Here is a 16,324-nt window from a genome sequence, read left to right on the forward strand (position 1 = left end):
GGAGAAGGACCATGGAACCCTTGATCGCCCTCGTTGCCGTCACTCTGGCACTCCTCGTCGCACGCGCGGCGGGTGTGCGCCGGTTCCGGCCGTGGCCCGTTGCCCTGAGGGGCGGACTCGCGGCCATGTTCACGCTGACCGGCATGGCCCACTTCGTGGGGATGCGCGCGGAACTCGTCGACATGGTCCCGCCGTCTCTGCCGAATCCCGGCCTGCTGGTGACCGTGACCGGTCTGCTCGAACTGGCCGGCGCCGCGGGACTGCTGATACGACGCACCGCGCCGTGGGCGGCGGGCTGCCTCACCGCCCTGCTGATCGTGATGTTCCCGGCGAACGTGTACGCCGCCGTGGAGGGACTCTCGACGGGACCGTTCGAAGCCCTGATCCCCCGGACACTCCTGCAGGTCGTCTTCGTGTCCGCGACTCTCGCCGTCGTGATCTCCTCCCTCCGGAGCCGTGCTACGGAATCGCCCTCCGAAGCCCACTCGCCCTCAGCACCCGACGTTGCACTCCCGCCCGCACTGCATCCTCGGACCCGATGATCCGCACGTGCTTTCGTGCCCGGGTGATCGCGGTGTACAGCAATTCGCGAGTCAGCATCGACGACGCCTCGCCGGGAAGAACCACGGACACCGTGTCGTACTGACTGCCCTGACTGCGGTGAATCGTCATCGCGTACACCGTCTGCACGGCGGACAGATGCGTCGGATGCAACAGGAACGGTTCGTTGCCCCGCACGAATGCGGCGACGAGTTCGTCGTCGTCGCGGCGCACGATCACCCCGGTGTCGCCGTTGTAGATCTTCGTTTCGTGATCATTGGCAGTCACCATCAGCGGCTGGCCCGGATACCAGCGATCCGGGTTCAGTCGCTGCCCGGTCGCCTCCCCTATCCACTCCATCGCCTGCCGCGCCCACCACTGCACGCCGTACGGACCTTCGCGGTGCGCGCACAACAGCCGGTGCTCCTCCGAATGCCGCAGCGCAGCAAGGGCATCACCGGATTCCGCGGACCCGGTGACCGCGGCGGCCGTCCCCACCACGTCCGCCCGCAGTGCGTCCAGATCTTCGGGACCGTGGAACGACACCTCAGGAAAGCCGCTCGACAGAATCTCCATGACCTCGTCCGGTTCGCCCTTCCGCACCGCGACGGCCAGCTGCGCGATGCCGCCGCCGAACCGCCGCCCGCGGCTGAGCCGCACCACTCCGCCCCGCAATCTGTCCCGTTCTCCCGCACTCAAGGCGGCTTCGAGCGGGTCGTCGGCTGCCTCCAGGTCATCGCCGACGATCCTTGCGAGCACCGGATTCTCGGTTCCCGTCACCGGCCGGGCCACGAGATCGGCCAGGACCGCGCCCGCGTCGACGGACGTCAGCTGATCGGGGTCGCCGACGAGCACCAGGCGGGTGTCCGGGCGGACGGCCTCGAGGAGACGGCACATCATCGTCAGCGACACCATCGACGTCTCGTCGACCACGATCGCGTCGTAGGGCAGGTGATTGTTCGCGTTGTAGCGGAACCGGCTACCACGTCCGCGCTGCCAGCCCAGCAGCCGATGCAGCGTCATCGCGGTCAGGTCGGGCGGCAACCCGAGTGCGTCGGACTGCTCGCGCACCGATTCCTGCAACCGCGCCGCGGCCTTCCCGGTGGGTGCGGCGAGCGCGATCCGGAGGCCCGGCCCGGGCTGCCTGGTCAGCAGCGCCAGCACCCGGGCGACGGTGTGCGTCTTGCCTGTTCCGGGTCCGCCGACCACCACCGACGTCCACTGTGTGGCGGCGACCGCGGCGGCGATCCGCTGCCGGTCCGGAGCCGGGGCCGGCGCCCCGTGGTCGTGCTGGTCGCGGAACAACGCGTCCAGCCCCTCCTGCAGCGACTGCTCGTCGACGAGGGGATGCCCGACAGCGCGGTGGTCGAGTACCCGCCGGATGGTCGCTTCCTGCCGGAAGTACCGGTCGAGGTAGAGCAGCCCGCCCTCGGCCGTGTCGACGAGCCGCAGCGGTCGCAGCGGACCCGCCGAACCACCCGTGACCAGCGGGCTCTGCCGCAGTGCCTCGACGACCGTGCCGTCGTCCGGCCACGGCAGTGCGTCGAGATCGACTTCGGACTCCTCGTCGACGGTCACCTCACGAATCCGCGTCAGGTCCAGGCACACCGAGCCGGACCGCACCGCCCGCACCGCCAGCGCCGTCGCCAGTACGACGTCTTCCGACGATTCGCCTCCGAGCGCCGACAACCGCAACGCGACGTGCACGTCCGCGGCGGCCAGCACACCGGCCTCGTTGAAGACCCGCAGCATCCCCTTGCCGCGCTGCGCCACCTGCACCTCGGTCATCGCGTCCCCTCCCGCTCGGAGGCCGACCCGGACAGCAGATCGGACAGCTCGGTGATCAGCGCGGCGGGCGGCGCCCAGTCGAAGACACCACAGCCGGGCGGGGTGCCGGGGCCGACCATTCCGCGAACGAACAGATACCGGACACCACCGAGGTGCACCGCCGGATCGTAGTCCGGTTGCCTCCAGCGCAGGTACCGATGCAACGCAACGGAATACAGCAACGCCTGCAGCGGATAGTGCGCCCGCAACATTTCGGCGGCCATCCTCTCGCGGGTGTAGTGCGCGGTGGTCAGGTCGCCCTGCGCGAGGCGATTGGTCTTGTAGTCGACCACGACGTAACGCGGTCCGGGCAACCGCAGCACGACGTCGATACTGCCGGTGAGGTATCCGCGCAGCGGGGTCGGCTCGAGTGTCTGCACGGCATCGGCGTACGACCGCAGCGGATCGTCGACGGGAAGGTGGGTGCGCAGCACCCTGCCGACGCCGTCGAGCATCACGCTGAGCGAGGGTGTGTCGCCACCGGCGAGCGGCAGTTCGAAGTCGAGCTCCGCCAGCAGGTCTGCGGGGGCGATGTCGGCGAGCGTGGGCTCGCCCCCCGCGCCGAGGGGAGTCCGCAGCACGGGCAGCAGCGCCGTCGCCAGCTGGGCGGGGTCGATGTCCGACAGCGTCGACGCGATCACGTCGCGGCAGCACCGCAGGACTTCTGCTTCCAGATCGGGTGCCGCGGTGTCGACGATCTCGAAGACGGCATGGACGAGCGTGCCGAACGTCGCGCCGCCGGGCAGTTCGTTCATCGTCGACGGCACCCCCGAAGTGACGTCGGCCGGAGCCTGCAACGGAGGCTCGTCCGGTTCGTCCGTCTTCTCCTCGACCTCGGCCTCACTGCCCACCGCGGGCGCGTCGTGCGCAGATGCGGTCAACGCCGAGTACGACGTGCGACGCCAGCGCGTGTCGAGCAGCCGCCGGAAGCGCGCGGCTTCCAGGTCTCCGCTGGGCTCACGCTGTGGTGTCCACCCGACCCGCGCGATCGGGTCGGAACCCACCGCCTCGACGGTCACCGTCTCCGGAGCTTCCGTACCCCACGCGGACAACCGTTCCGCGACAACCGGATCCTCGGGGACGGTGACCTTCGGCGGGACCTCCCGCTGCCCGGGCTGCCGCCCCAGGATCATCCGGTGCAGCGGTGCGCCCGCCGTCGTGAACGCCGGTGCCCACCACACCACGAGCCCGCACATCGCCCGGGTCACGGCGACGTACAGCAGCCGCAACTCCTCCCCCGCCTCTTCCGCGTCGTGCCGGTTCCTGCGGTCCGCGTAACCGGGGCTGCCCGGACCGCCGACGTCGAGGATGCGTCGCCCGTCGTCGTCGTGCAGCAGCAGTTTGCTCGGTTTCGAGATCTTCGCGGCGTCCCAGGCGTACGGCAGGTACACGAGCGGGAATTCGAGGCCCTTGCTGGCGTGGACGGTCGCGATCTGCACCGCTGCGGCGTCACTGTCGAGTCGCCGGCTGCGGTCCACCCCACCCGAGGACGGATCCTTCATCCGTTCGGTGAGCCAGCGGGTGACGGCCGTCAGACCGAGCGACTGCTCGACGGCGGCACCGTTGAGCAACTGCGCCACGTGCCGGAGATCGGTCAGTGCCCGCTCACCCGCTGCCACCCGAAGCAGTCTCGCCTCCAGCGCGCCGACCGCGGACAGTCGTTCGAACAGGGCCGCGAAACCGGACTGCGCGAACACCGCGCCGAGCTCGCGGAGCTGCCCACCGACCTCGGCGACGATGTCGTCGCCGCGAGCGTCGAGTTCCTCGGCCGTGTGCCCGAGCAGCGGGGTGAGCGCGGCCAGCCGCACCCGGTCGGAACGATGCGGTTGCTCGATGGCCTGCAGAATCCAGAGCCAGTGCTGCGCAGCCGGAGTCGTGAAGACGCTGGCCCCGCCGGCGAGCACGGACGGCACACCCGCCCGGTCGAGGGCGTCGTGGACCAGTGTGATCTGCGCGTTGGTGCGCACCAGGACGGCGATGTCGCCCGGTTCGACGAGTCGGGCGCTCCCCCCGACGTCGAGTGTCGCGCCACCGTCGAGGAGGGCGACGATGTCGGCGGCGAGGTCCGCCGCGATCCGCTTCCGGAGCGGCCCCACCGTGGGGTATCCCGACTTGTTGATCGGCCCGGCGCCGGTCCTCGGCAGATACCGCAGCCGCAGCGGCACGGCACCCGTCAGACGCGACTTCGGTCTCGCACCGTCGACGCGGTGCACCACGATCTCGGGATGCCCGAGCGCGGCCCCGCCGTGCAGATATTCGAGCCCGTCGAGGAGCTCCTGATCGCTGCGCCAGTTGGTGGTCAACTCCTGGTGACGGTCCGCCGACCGCACCGCGTCCAGATAGCTGAGCACCTCCGCCCCACGGAACGCATAGATGGCCTGCTTCGGATCGCCGACGAGGACCAGAGTTCCGCTGCCGTGGAACGTTCGGCGCAGAATGTCCCACTGCAGCGGGTCGGTGTCCTGGAACTCGTCGACGAGCACGACGCCGTAGCGTTCGCGGACTCGCCGGCGGGCCGCCGCACCGTGCTCGGGATCGCTGAGGACGCGATGGAGCAGCATCGGGAGATCGTCGAAGTCACGCAGACCCACCGCACGTTTGCGCCGCTCGACCTCGGCGCGCACCGCCTCGGCGAACGCCACCCGATCCCCCGCCGGGGTGCCCCGCGCATCTTCCGGGGCGAGCACGGCCTGCGGGTCGAAGATGGCCGCCCGGGCGGCCGCGGTGGCCTCCGCCGGAGTGAACGGCGCCGACTCGACTCGACTGTAGGCCCGCAGGTACAGGTCGGCGATCACCTCCGTCGTGAGGTCGTCGGCGGCCTCGACCAGCACCGTGTCGGAGTCGCGTTCGCCCGCGATGCCGAGCCCGTCGAGCATGCGCTGACAGAAGCTGTGGGTGGTGACGATGGTGGCGGCGTCGAAGTCCGACAGTGCTTGCAGCAGGCGCCGGCGCCGTAGCGTCACCTCGTCGGTGTCGGCTTCGGCGAGATGCCGGATCAGTTGATCCGCGCTCAGCCGCGCCGCCGCCGGATCGGCCAATGCGGCTGCGGCGGAACCGAACCGCTCACGGGTGCGTTCCCGCAGCTCCTGCGTGGCCGCCCGGCTGAACGTCACCAGCAACAGCTGCGACAGGTCCACGCCACCCTCGGCGACGAAGCGGGCGGCCAGACCGACGATCGCGTACGTCTTGCCGGTGCCGGCGCTCGCCTCGAGCACCGTCGTGCCCTCCGGCAGCGGACCGAGGAGGTCGAAGCCTCGCGCGCCGGTCACGGCTGCGCCAACGTCTCGGCGGCGAGCAGCGGCGCCCACAGTTGCCGGGCGTAGTTCTCGATGGTCACCGTGTCGCCGAGGACGTCGAGCCCGGGCGAAGCCCCGTACACGTATGTGATGTGCCGGTCGCGTGAGTCACCGAAGTCACTGCTCCATTCCTTCCGGGCCGCCTCGATCGCGTCCTCCATGCTGCTGCCGCCGTGGCGTCGTTCGGCATAGGCCGCCGACGCGCCCGTGGCGATCGGCAACGGCGCGTGCAGCCCCAGATCGCGCAGTTCGACGAGTCGCACCAACTCTTCCACTGCGTTCTCGGGTGCGGTGAGGGTCGAGCGCCACGCCGGGCGGCTGTACGCACCGCGGCCGGTCGTGACCGCAGTCCACTCGGTCTCGTTGTCGGACGCCGCGACCGCCAGCAACTGCGCCCAAGCGGCGAGACGGTGTTTCGGCCCCAGCTTCGAATACGTGGTGCTCGCGATCACCGACCCGTGCACACCGCCGACGGTGCCGGTGAGGCGCCGTCCGGAGCCGAGATCGACATCGACGTCCACGGTCTCCGCGCGCCCGACGTGCACGGACCCGCTGACGGCGACGAGCGACTCGACCGCGTGCTCGATTCCGCCGAGCACCGACTCCCCCAACTTGAACGGTGGCAACGTCCCTCGGCGCCACTCCGCGGCGCGGAAGTCGGCCAGTTCGACTCCCGCCAGCCTCGCGACGAGCATCCTCTGGCCAAGATCCCACCGGGCCAGCGGATCGGGCGCCACGTCCAATGCGTCGGCGAGGTCCTCGTCCACGTCGGGGACCCGCAACCCGAGCCGTTGCCGCAGAAACGCCTGCGTCGGGTGCACCAGAAACGCGATGAGGTCGGCGAGATCGACGTCCCCCAGCGGCGGCGGCACCAACGGCGCAGGCAGGAACGCGGGCTCCGGATTGGGCGGGTGCTGCGCGGCGCGGGCACCGGCCAGCGCCGCCCGGTCGAAACTGAACGGGTGCCCGGGCCGGAAGTTGCGTGCATCAAACGGCTGCAACGGATGCCGGGTCACGATGCCGGGCAGGGCATCGTTCCCGACGGTGGCCGCCACCGCGTCGAGCAGCTCGGACAGCGGGATCGCCGGCGGTCGCGACATGCCGGTGACGGGGTCGGCGCCCGTGTAGAACAGCAGGAGTTTCTCCCTCGCCGACATCACGGCGTCGAGTAGCAACTGCCGGTCCTCGCTGCGCGGATCGCGTTCACCGAGAAGGGGATTACGGGCCAGCACGTCGTCGCCGTCCACGCTCACACCCCGCGGGAACACCTCGTCGTCGAGGCCGAGGAGAACGACCACACGGTGCGGCACCGACCGCATCGGCACCATCGTGCACACCGTCAGCTCGCCCGTGCGGAAGTTCGCGCGGGTGGGGCGGCCCGCGAGCCGGGTGGCCAGCATGGCGCGCACGTCCGACAGTCGCAGAACCGCGTCGCCACCGTGTTCCATCGCCGCCCCGAGTTCTCGTCGCGCCTGCGCGAGTTGCCACGTGTCGGCGGCGCTGACGTCGACGAGGAGGTCGAGCGCCCGGGTGAGCGCGCTCGACCATTCCGCGACCGATTGCGGCCCGCCGAGCCCGCGCAGCGCGACGTCGAGCCGGTCGACGAATTCCGCCAGCCGCCCGGTGAGGTCGATGTCGTTGCTGTCGACGTCGTCGAGCGGCAGGGCCAGGGCGAGCCATTCGCCTTCGGACTCGTCGGCCGCGGCGCCGAGCAGGATTCGGTCGAGCGCGGTGGTGAACGTGTTCTGGGGGAATTCGCCGAGACCGAATGCGGCGCGCTGCCGCGGCCCGATTCCCCAGCGGGCGCCCGTCGCGGTCGCCCACTCCCGGATCCGTTCGAGGTCGTCGTCGCCGAACCGGAACCGCCTGCGCACCGGCGCGGCCGCCGACAGGTCCAGGACCTGACTCGCCGTCACCCTCGCGTCGGCGAGTTCGAGGAGCGTCGACACCACGGCGAGAACCGGATTGGTCTGGTGCAGGGCACGATCCGCAAGGCGGACCCGGAGGCGATGGCCGGGATGCCCGAGCACGTCCTGCCCGAACGCGGCCCGGATCAGCGGGGCGTACGACTCGACGTCGGGGCACATGACGAGCACGTCGCGCGGTTCGAGAGTCGGATCGTCCTCGAAGAGATGCAGGAGGCATTCACGCAGGACCTCCACCTGGCGGGCCGGTCCGTGGCACGCGTGGACCTGGACGGACGCGTCGGCCGTGCACTCGGCGAGCGCGGGCGCCCGGTCGTCCCGGACGTCCACCTGCAGGCACCCCAGCAGGGAGTCGCGGGGCGCAGGTCCCTCGTGGTGGAGGTCGTCGACGTCGAGACGGGTCAGCCTCGACTCGAGTTCGCGGACGTCCCGCGCCAGGCTCGACAGCAGCGGATGGGCGACGGACAGCGCGGTGTCGTCGTCGGCGCGTGCGAGAACGCTGGCTGCCGTGGACAGCGACGACCACATCGCGGGACTCGGATGCGGAAGCCACAGGTGCACATCACGATTGACGGCGAGGGCGGCGAGGACCGCGATCTGATCGGTCGCGAGGCGTGTCGGACCGAACAGCGACAGTCGGGCGGGGAGTTCGACGAGGTCCGGTTCCTCGCGCAGCCGGGCGCAGGCGGAGTCGAGCCGCTCGGCGGGAGCGGGGCTGCCGACATGCTCACGCAGCCGCCGCCACAGTTCGGCCTGCCAGAGAAGGTCGTCGTCGAGTGGACCACCCGCACCGTCGGTGTCGCGGCCTCCGGCCCAGTCGACCAGCATCGCCGGCCGCTGTGCGGCGTAACTGCGGAACAGATCGGTCAGGTGTGAGGCGGTGGCGTAGCGCCGGCCCGGCCGGTGATCGTCCGGGTCTCGATCCGGGAGGCCGTGGCCGAGGTGTTTCGCGAGGACGGCACACCAGGGCTCACCGAGGCAGTCGTCGACGACGCCGAGCAATGACCACAGCACGCGGGACGGATTCCACGGGTCGTCGTCGGCGGTTACCCCCGTGGCGGCGGCGAGGCATTCGTCGACGAGCCGGGTCGGGGACGGGAAGTCGATGTTCGCGGCCACCCCGTCGCCGACGTCGGGCCGGGCACCGAGCGCGGTCGAGAGGCGCTGCGTGAGCCAGCGCTCCACCCCCTTCGCCGGGACCGCGACGACCTCCCGGGCGAACGGATCGGGCAGCGGGGTCGCGAGCACGTCGCCGAGAGCCGACGCGAGAGTGGTGGAACGCTCGGCGCGATGCAGTACGAGCACGTGGCCTCCCTTCGCTCCCCAACTCCGGTCGGCTCAGACTTACCACAACCCACCGACTCGGGAGGCCCACTCTGCAGGTGAGTGGCAAAGTGTGCCGGGGCACGCTTCGCCACTCACGTCAGCGGCCGGGGCGCGCCTGGGTGAGGTGCGGGACCCAGCCATGGGTGGGCCACTTCTTCAGACCGACCTTGGCGGGGACGATGCGCTTGTTCACGAATTGGCTCTCCAGTTCGGTGTCGGGCTCGCCCGTGAACCGCCACAGCGCCGCGTCGCCCGGTCGGGCGACCGAGGACCAGGACTTGGCACGGTATGCGGCACGAACGATGTTGTCCGCGAACACGATCACCGGGATGTCGTCGGTGTTGCGGACGGCAGCGCCTGCCGCCCACGCGCCGCGGGACAGTTCGTATACCTCCTCGGGCGTCACGCCGCGCCGGGACGCGGCGGGCACCTCGAGGACGACGCAGGGAGTCGGCAGGTTCGGGACGGGTTCTGCTGCGTACTGCAACACGAGGTCGTCGACGGGCACCGCACGATGCTCGCCCGCGCCACCGGCGAGATTGCTGAGCACCGCACCCTCGTTCAGCCCCAGCGCGCCCACGATTCCGCCCCGCACCGCACCGGCGACGTCACCGGTGTCGGCGATCCGATGGGCCACGATGTAGTGCTCGACCTCGTGGCCGGAGTCGTAGATCTCGCGGATGCGGGCGATGGTCGCGGCCTTCACCTCGGCGCTGTCGGTCTCCGGATCCTCGAGCGTCTGCCGGTGCTCGTTCTCGGCCAACGCCTCCCACACGTAGCCGTACACCCGGGTGCCCCGCCCGGCGCCGACGTAGAACACCGACCTGTTGCGGGGATCGAGGAGCGCGTAGACGTAGGTGCCGAGTTCCTCGCCCACCCGCTTCGGGAACGGCTGCGGCGCGTGACGGGTCTGATACACCTCTTTCAGGATCAGGCGCAGCGCCGCCAGTTTCAACGCGACGGGGACGCCGCCGTCGATGCCGTCGAAGAGTGCGGTGGCCGCGCCCTGCACAGAGGAGAAGGTGTGCCCGATGTGACGTTCCAGCGACTTCGTGACGTCCGCGAACTGCGCGAACCGCACCCGGGGGTCGGGTGCCGCGTTGTCCAGGTCGTTGGACGCGAGGAAAGTCTGGACCTCGGAATTGTCGAGCCAGCGAGAAGTGATGTCGATCGGGATCGTCCAGACGGTAGCCATGCCCCTACCGTAAGGGAAAACCCGGGTGAAGAACTCGCACGAGGAAGGCTCGAGGAGATCCGAACCCTTTCGACGTCCTACCGAGTGCGGGAGGATGGAGTTGTACCCATTGCGACGCAGGTTGGGAGAACATTCATGACAGCGCCCAGCTACTCCACCCGCACGGCCGTCGACATCGCGGTCGGCATCCTCATCGCCTTCCGCGGATGCTCCGAGAACGACGCGTTCACCGAACTCGCGGAGACGTCCCGCAGGCACAAGGTCGCCCTCGCCCGCACCGCCCGCGCACTGATCGCGTTCATCCAGACCCATCACCACGACCTTCCCGCGTCCGACGTCACCGCTGCCGCTCTGCAGTGGAGCCATGCCACTCCGTACCGTGGCGCGTTCGGCACGGCGGCCTGAATTCGGTCGAAGTCTGAGAATTCTCTGACTTCGACGGCGCGACGCTGCCCAAACCTTCAGACTCGATGTGAGACCGAACGACCAGCGCACCGAGATACGAAGAGGTAACTGAGTTGACGATCCGCAAAATCACGGTTGCCGCGGTAGCGATCGCCGCAGCCCTCACGATGTCCGCTTGTGGTTCCGACGAGTCTTCCGGGCCGAGCGCGACCACCACGTCCACGACCACTGCAGCCGCCGAGACCAGCGCCGAACTCGAACTGCCGACCGCGGCCGACCTCAACGCCCTGCTGGCGAAGGGCCTCGACCCGGCCACTCCCCTCGAGGAGAAGATCGCCATGGTGGAGGGTTCGGAGCAGGACCCGAACCTGTTCAATCAGGTCGCCGCCGCCGCCCAGCAGGCAGGTGCGCAGGTCCAGGTACTGGACCCGGTGATCGATAACGGCGACGGCAGCGCCAGCGCGCAGCTGCAGCTGACGATCAACGGCCAGGTGCAGCAGAACACCCTGCCCGCCATCTTCGTGCCCGGCGAGAACGGGACGTGGAAATTGTCGAAGGCGACGGCATGTTCCATCGTGGCGATCGCGCAGCTGACGTCACCGGCCTGTCCGCCCGCCTGATCCGGACCTCCGCGTCACGCGCCTTCCAGGGCCTCCCCGATCTCCTGGACGGCGCGGTTGTGCTGGTCGGTGATCAGGATGTGCCCTGCCGCGATGGTCAGGGCGACCGGCCATTCGATGATCTCGACTGCGGCGAGCAAGCCGATCGCCGCGAAGAATGCCAGTTGCTCGGGACGCGGCAGCGGCACCCTGCCGAGGATCGGTAGCTGCACCGCGAAGCTGTGGGCCTCCCGCACCCGCTGGACGGCGTCGCTCTGCGATTCCGCCTCCGACGTTCGTTGGGCCATAGTTCGTCTCCCTTGTCCGTGCCGTTTCCCGGTCAGCCACCTTGATCGCGGACCGTGTCCGCTGTGCTGAGTTCCGTCGCCCAGACCGCTGCCGGTGTCTTCTCCGCAGCCGGGGACCCGTTGACCGGGGTGGTCACCCGAGTGCTCACCCCACCGCTGCGGGAGGTGTACGCCGTGCTGCTGCGGGCGGGCGTGATCGAGATCGTCGACTGATCGCCCACAAGCTTTTCGAGCAGCCCCGGTGCGAACGCGGCGGCCGCGGTCGCCGCACCCGCACAGCCGAGCGCCTGGGCCCACCCGACCGGTCCGAGCGGGGTGCAACCGAGGAGCTGACTGACACCGGGAGTACCGACCATGACGGTGAGTGCGGCGAGTGAACCGCCCGCGGTGAGCACCACGAGCGGACTCCGCGAATCGATGAGCGTCTGACCCAGCTGTGTGCCGACCAGCGCCACCAGCCCGACCGTCGACGCCCGGCGTTGCCTGCCCGTCACGCTCGCCAGCGCCCACGCCGTCGTCGCGCCCGCCGCGGTGGCGGCGCCGCGGATCGCGACTGTCCGCCACAGCGCCGCACCGTCCGGGCCGCGGCCCTCTCCCCGGGCCTGTTCGTTGGGCGGACTGACCGCGAGCGCGGCCGCGGGCAGGGCGTCCGTGAGCACGTTCACCAGCAGGAGCTGACGCGCCGTCAGCGGCGACCGTCCGGCGATCGCACTGCCGATCAGGGCGAACGCCACCTCGCCTGCGTTCCCGCCGAGCAGCACCGACACTCCCGCCTGCACCCGCCGCCACAGTTGACGGCCCTCGTCGAGGGCGTCGAGCAACGCGTCGACGCGGCCGTCGAGGAGCACCACGTCCGCGGCGCTGCGGGCCGGGTCGCTGCCGCGCGAGCTGACACCGATCCCCACGCTGGCCGCCCGGATCGCGGCCGCGTCGTTGGCGCCGTCGCCGACCATCGCGCAGACGTGACCGACACGCTCGAGGGTCTGCACGATCTGCACCTTGTTCTCCGGCGACATCCGGGCGAAGACGACGCACTTCTCGACGGCATTCTCCTGCCCCCGGTGCGACAGGGTGTCCCAGTCGGTCCCGCTGATCACCTGCTCGGACGACACCGCCAGTCCCAGCTCTTTCGTGATGGCGGTGGCCGTGACGGGATGGTCGCCGGTGATCAGCCGGACCCCGACCTGTAGCCCTTCCAATGCCGGGAGCAGTCCGGCCGCTTCGGGGCGCGGAGTGTCCGCCAGCCCGAGCAGTCCGACGAGTTGCAGCCCACTGCCGCACAGATCGTCGAGCACCGCGGTGTCGTCGGCCGCGCGACGCGCCTGGAAGGGCGTGACGGTCCGGCGGGCGACGGCGATGACGCGTAACCCGTCGGCAGCCATGCCGAGAACGGTGTCGTGGACCTCGTCCGCGTCGATTCCGGTGCACGCCGCGACCACGACCTCCGGCGCACCCTTCAACGACACCTGTGTCCCGGACAGCGAGGCGGAGTAGGACCGTCCGGACCGGAACGGAAGGTAACTGCTCCGGTCCTCCCCCTGCGGTAGCAGGTCCACTGCCGCGTCGGCGATCGCGGCGTCGGTGGCGTGTGCGGCCGGACTGCCGTCGGGGGTCACCGCGCTCCGGCCCGCGCACTCGAGCACGTCCTCGCGATCGAACCCCGACTCCGGGACGGCGGTGACGACCCGCAGTCGGTTCTCGCTCAGGGTGCCCGTCTTGTCGAAGCACACCACGTCGACGCGGCCGAGCGCCTCGACGGAACGGGGCGCCCGCACCAACGCGCCCGACCGCGTCAGTCGGCGTGCGGCGGCCTGCTGCGCCAGGGTCGCGACGAGCGGCAGACCCTCGGGAACCGCCGCCACCGCGACCGCGACACCACTCGTGACCGCCTGCCGCAGTCCGGTGCCGCGCAGGAACCCGACGGCGGTGACGAGGGCGCCGCCGCCCACACTGACGGGCAGCACCCGGTCGGTGAGGCTTCTGAGCTGCGCCTGCAGACCCACGTGCGACACACTCGCCGGGGTGAGCGCGCCCGCGCGTCCCGCTTCCGTTGTGTCGCCCACCGCGGTGACGATCGCCGTCGCCGTGCCGGTGAGGATCGTGGTCCCCGCGAACACCATGCAGGCACGTTCGCTGAGCGGTGCGCCCGGAGTCGGCGATGTCTGCTTGCTCACCGGCAGCGATTCCCCGGTGAGCGAGGACTCGTCGACCTCGACGCCGGACACCTCGACCAGCCTGCCGTCGGCGGGCACCACCTCGCCGGGACCGATCTCGATCACGTCGCCCGGCCGCAACCGCGAGGCCTCCACCTGCTCGGTCACCCGGCGCTCCGGGGACCCGGCGACGCGGTGTGCGGGCGGATCACCCGCCGCCAGCAACCGGTTCAGCAGACGTTCCGCGTGCAGCCGTTGCACGGCCGACAGCGCGGCGTTGCCCGCCAGCACCGAGCCCACCAGCACCGCGTCGATCGGCGACCCGAGCAGTGCGCTCGCCGCAGATCCGGTGGCGAGGACGGGGGTCAGCGGATCCGACAGTTCCGTCCGCATCACCCGACCGAAATCCCAGGCCAGCCCGACCGGCCACGCGGTGAGCCGCCCGATCGCCTCGACCGGGGTCAGCACCAGATTCACCGAGCGACGCCGGGAGACCGCGGCATCCTCGCCGTCGCGCGGGGGCAGCAGGCGGCGCACATCCGGCACCGGCATCTCGTGCCAGGCGTGAACCGGGGCAGCGGGTGGAACCTCGGCCCGCAGCACTCTGCGCGCGAGGGAATGCCCCGTCCACAATCCTGCCGCCGCGCCGACCGTGACGGGTCCGGGTCCGCGGCCACGCACTCCGGGCAGCATGACGAGCGCACCGAGCATCGACGCCGCCGTTGCGATCTCGACGCCGCGCCGGCTCGCCGTCCGCGCGTCCGGCAGGGCCCGCAGCACCCGCCACACTCCGACGAGATCGTCGACCAGCAGGTCCGCGCACCACGGTGGCGGGGCGTCGTCGACGAGGACACCGATCCCGACGTCGGCGGACGACAGGGCGTGCGGCGCCCGGCCGGCGATCACCGCGACCGTCGCGCCGTTCGCCTGCAATTGCGCGACGGCGTCGCGAAGGTCCGCGTCCAGTGACCCGCCGGAGGGCAGCAGATCGTCGAACGCCGAGCGGAGTCCGCCGAGCGTGTCCACGTTCACCGACACCACCTGGGCGCCCGACGTGCGAGCCTGCGCGAGCACGGCCGCCGCGCTCGGGTGGTGGGCGGGGGTCACCAGGACAGCGGAATCTTCGTCCGAGGCTGCCGCGGCGATATCGTCCGGAAGGTCGGTCAGCGCGTGCCAGCCCACCCCGAGAGCGCCTGCCTCCACGGCAGAACGCGCGGCCTCCCACACTCTCGTCCGGTCGGCGTCCCGAACCGCACGGATACCGCTCACCCGGAGCTCGGCCGTGTGCAGCACCGACGGGTCCACGACCACCGCGTCGACCCGGTCCAGGCAGCGCAACGCGCCGGGATGCAGGGCCAGCACGGTGTGGCGATCGGCCAGTCCACGGCCGAGCGTCGCGGCGAAGGTCTCGCGTGCGGTGCGCGCCGCCTTCGGCGCTGCGACCAGGGCCGCGTCCGCGGCGCCTGCGACACTTCGGGTCGCCGCGCCCACCGCGGTCGCGCCCACCCACTGCGCGATCGCCGCCCGGTCGACGTCCCGCTCGACCGGTCCCGATGTGCCGCGCGCGCGGGCGGGGCGATCCGTGTCGTCCGCGGGGTGCCGGGCCAGTTCGGGTTCGCGGCGGTGCCATACCCGCCGGCCCGACCACGCCTCCGCCGTGATCGCCGACCGCAGTGCCACGTCCACGGCGAGTGACGCAGGCGCCCGCCGCAGCACGTCGCCGACGGCCTGAGCGGTGGCGAGCAGCAGTTCGGCGGCGTCCGGCCCGAGCCGGTTCTCGACCATGCTGCGCAATCGGGGCTGATAGTTGACGAACGTGACGGCGGCGGCAGGCACCGCCGACGGCAGGGCGGGCATCGGCAGCAGGCGAAGGCCGGCGGCCGCGACCAGCCCCGTCGTGACGGCGGCCAGTGCGAGCGCGCGTTCGGCGAGTGCGACGTCGTCGCCGGGAAGTTCTCCGGGCCGGTCACGGACGGCACCGCGAGCGATCGGTCGCGCGACATCCTCCGCGCCCTCGACCACGGCACACAACGCGGCCACCGACGGTCCGTGCTCGTCGACCGTCACCACCAGCCGGGACAGCGCGCGGTTGAGTTCGGCTCCCGCCACACCGGCGGTGTCCCGGACGGCGCCGAGAACGGTCGCGGCCACGTCGTCCCCGCGAGGTCCGTCGAGTCCGCGGACCTCGATCCAGGCACGGCCGTGTCCGGAACTCGTGCGGCGGGCGGGGGTTCCTCCGAGCACCTCGGTGGCGATGTGTGTCGCGGTCCGTGCGGTGGTCGCCATCAGATCGGCAGCGACCGTGCCCCCGTATGACGCCACCCCGAGTCCGACCCCGGCGCCACGCACCGGCAGGGATGCGGTGGCGCGGAGGTATCGACCGACTCCCACGGCAGCTACTGCCTGGAACCTGCGCCGAACTGCCGCAGCACGAGCGCCGCCCCGCCCACGGTGACCAGCACCGGCCACTCGACCAGTCCCGCCGCGCCGACGGCGGCCAGGGTCAGGGCGGCGGCGGGCGTCGAATGACTGCCGCTCTCCATGCCGGACCGGGCTCCGCTCGCCGCCCCGCGGACTCCGCCGACCACACCGCCGATCGCGGCGCCGCCGACCGCACCGACCGCGCTGGTCGTCGCGTTCGCAGCACCTGACACGGCGTGCACTGTGCCGTCGACGATTCGCATGATGAACTCCCATCGGCCGTGGCCACTACCGCCGATGCGCGGCGGATCATGTCTGCGGTACCCACC

Annotated in this window: 10 protein-coding genes and 1 pseudogene; 4 read left to right on the plus strand and 7 right to left on the minus strand. The window is 71.1% G+C overall.

The features are described 5' to 3' along the window. Nucleotides 1–11 precede the first annotated feature (11 nt). Entirely contained in the window at nucleotides 12–542 is a 531-nt protein-coding gene (locus FND50_RS27360) for a DoxX family protein (RefSeq protein ID WP_144287789.1), read from the plus strand. Here the strand turns inward: FND50_RS27360 and recD are convergent. The 4 genes from recD to FND50_RS27380 form a co-directional block, all read right to left on the minus strand. Continuing rightward, nucleotides 460–2,328, minus strand: a complete 1,869-nt coding sequence (recD, locus tag FND50_RS27365) for an exodeoxyribonuclease V subunit alpha (RefSeq protein WP_144287790.1) — start codon at nucleotides 2,326–2,328, stop codon at nucleotides 460–462. The two genes, FND50_RS27360 and recD, sit on opposite strands and share 83 nt — an antisense overlap. After that, on the minus strand, nucleotides 2,325–5,675 hold the full coding sequence (locus tag FND50_RS27370; RefSeq protein ID WP_144287791.1) for a UvrD-helicase domain-containing protein: 3,351 nt from the start codon (nucleotides 5,673–5,675) through the stop codon (nucleotides 2,325–2,327). Before FND50_RS27370 ends, recD begins: the two co-directional genes overlap by 4 nt. Next, on the minus strand, nucleotides 5,633–8,893 hold the full coding sequence (gene recC / locus FND50_RS27375) for an exodeoxyribonuclease V subunit gamma (RefSeq protein ID WP_144287792.1): 3,261 nt from the start codon (nucleotides 8,891–8,893) through the stop codon (nucleotides 5,633–5,635). The genes FND50_RS27370 and recC overlap by 43 nt, the downstream gene beginning before the upstream one ends. A gap of 118 nt (nucleotides 8,894–9,011) precedes the next feature. Next, nucleotides 9,012–10,109, minus strand: coding sequence for a GIY-YIG nuclease family protein (locus FND50_RS27380; RefSeq protein ID WP_007300381.1), 1,098 nt, complete (start codon nucleotides 10,107–10,109; stop codon nucleotides 9,012–9,014). 135 nt (nucleotides 10,110–10,244) lie between these two features. Here FND50_RS27380 and FND50_RS27385 point away from each other — a divergent pair, with 135 nt between their 5' ends. Then, complete coding sequence (locus FND50_RS27385) at nucleotides 10,245–10,514, plus strand: ANTAR domain-containing protein (RefSeq protein ID WP_025433084.1); 270 nt, start codon at nucleotides 10,245–10,247, stop codon at nucleotides 10,512–10,514. Between the two features lie 113 nt (nucleotides 10,515–10,627). Beyond that, nucleotides 10,628–11,134, plus strand: a complete 507-nt coding sequence (locus FND50_RS27390) for a hypothetical protein (protein ID WP_065491971.1) — start codon at nucleotides 10,628–10,630, stop codon at nucleotides 11,132–11,134. A 14-nt stretch (nucleotides 11,135–11,148) separates the two neighbouring features. Here FND50_RS27390 and FND50_RS27395 read toward each other — a convergent pair whose 3' ends face one another. Next, complete coding sequence (locus FND50_RS27395; RefSeq protein WP_005253947.1) at nucleotides 11,149–11,421, minus strand: hypothetical protein; 273 nt, start codon at nucleotides 11,419–11,421, stop codon at nucleotides 11,149–11,151. A gap of 141 nt (nucleotides 11,422–11,562) precedes the next feature. Here FND50_RS27395 and FND50_RS37890 point away from each other — a divergent pair, with 141 nt between their 5' ends. Beyond that, on the plus strand, nucleotides 11,563–11,634 hold the full coding sequence (locus FND50_RS37890; RefSeq protein WP_369691050.1) for an Rv1535 domain-containing protein: 72 nt from the start codon (nucleotides 11,563–11,565) through the stop codon (nucleotides 11,632–11,634). Between the two features lie 101 nt (nucleotides 11,635–11,735). On the opposite strand, the pseudogene FND50_RS27400 reads toward FND50_RS37890, so the two are convergent. Then, nucleotides 11,736–15,860 (minus strand): annotated as a pseudogene (locus FND50_RS27400) (HAD-IC family P-type ATPase); the annotation flags it as partial. A gap of 110 nt (nucleotides 15,861–15,970) precedes the next feature. Beyond that, entirely contained in the window at nucleotides 15,971–16,258 is a 288-nt protein-coding gene (locus FND50_RS27405; RefSeq protein WP_120660553.1) for a hypothetical protein, read from the minus strand. Nucleotides 16,259–16,324 lie beyond the last annotated feature (66 nt).

The organism is Rhodococcus sp. WB9 (assembly GCF_007558985.1).
Taxonomy (GTDB): Bacteria; Actinomycetota; Actinomycetes; order Mycobacteriales; family Mycobacteriaceae; genus Rhodococcus_F; species Rhodococcus_F opacus.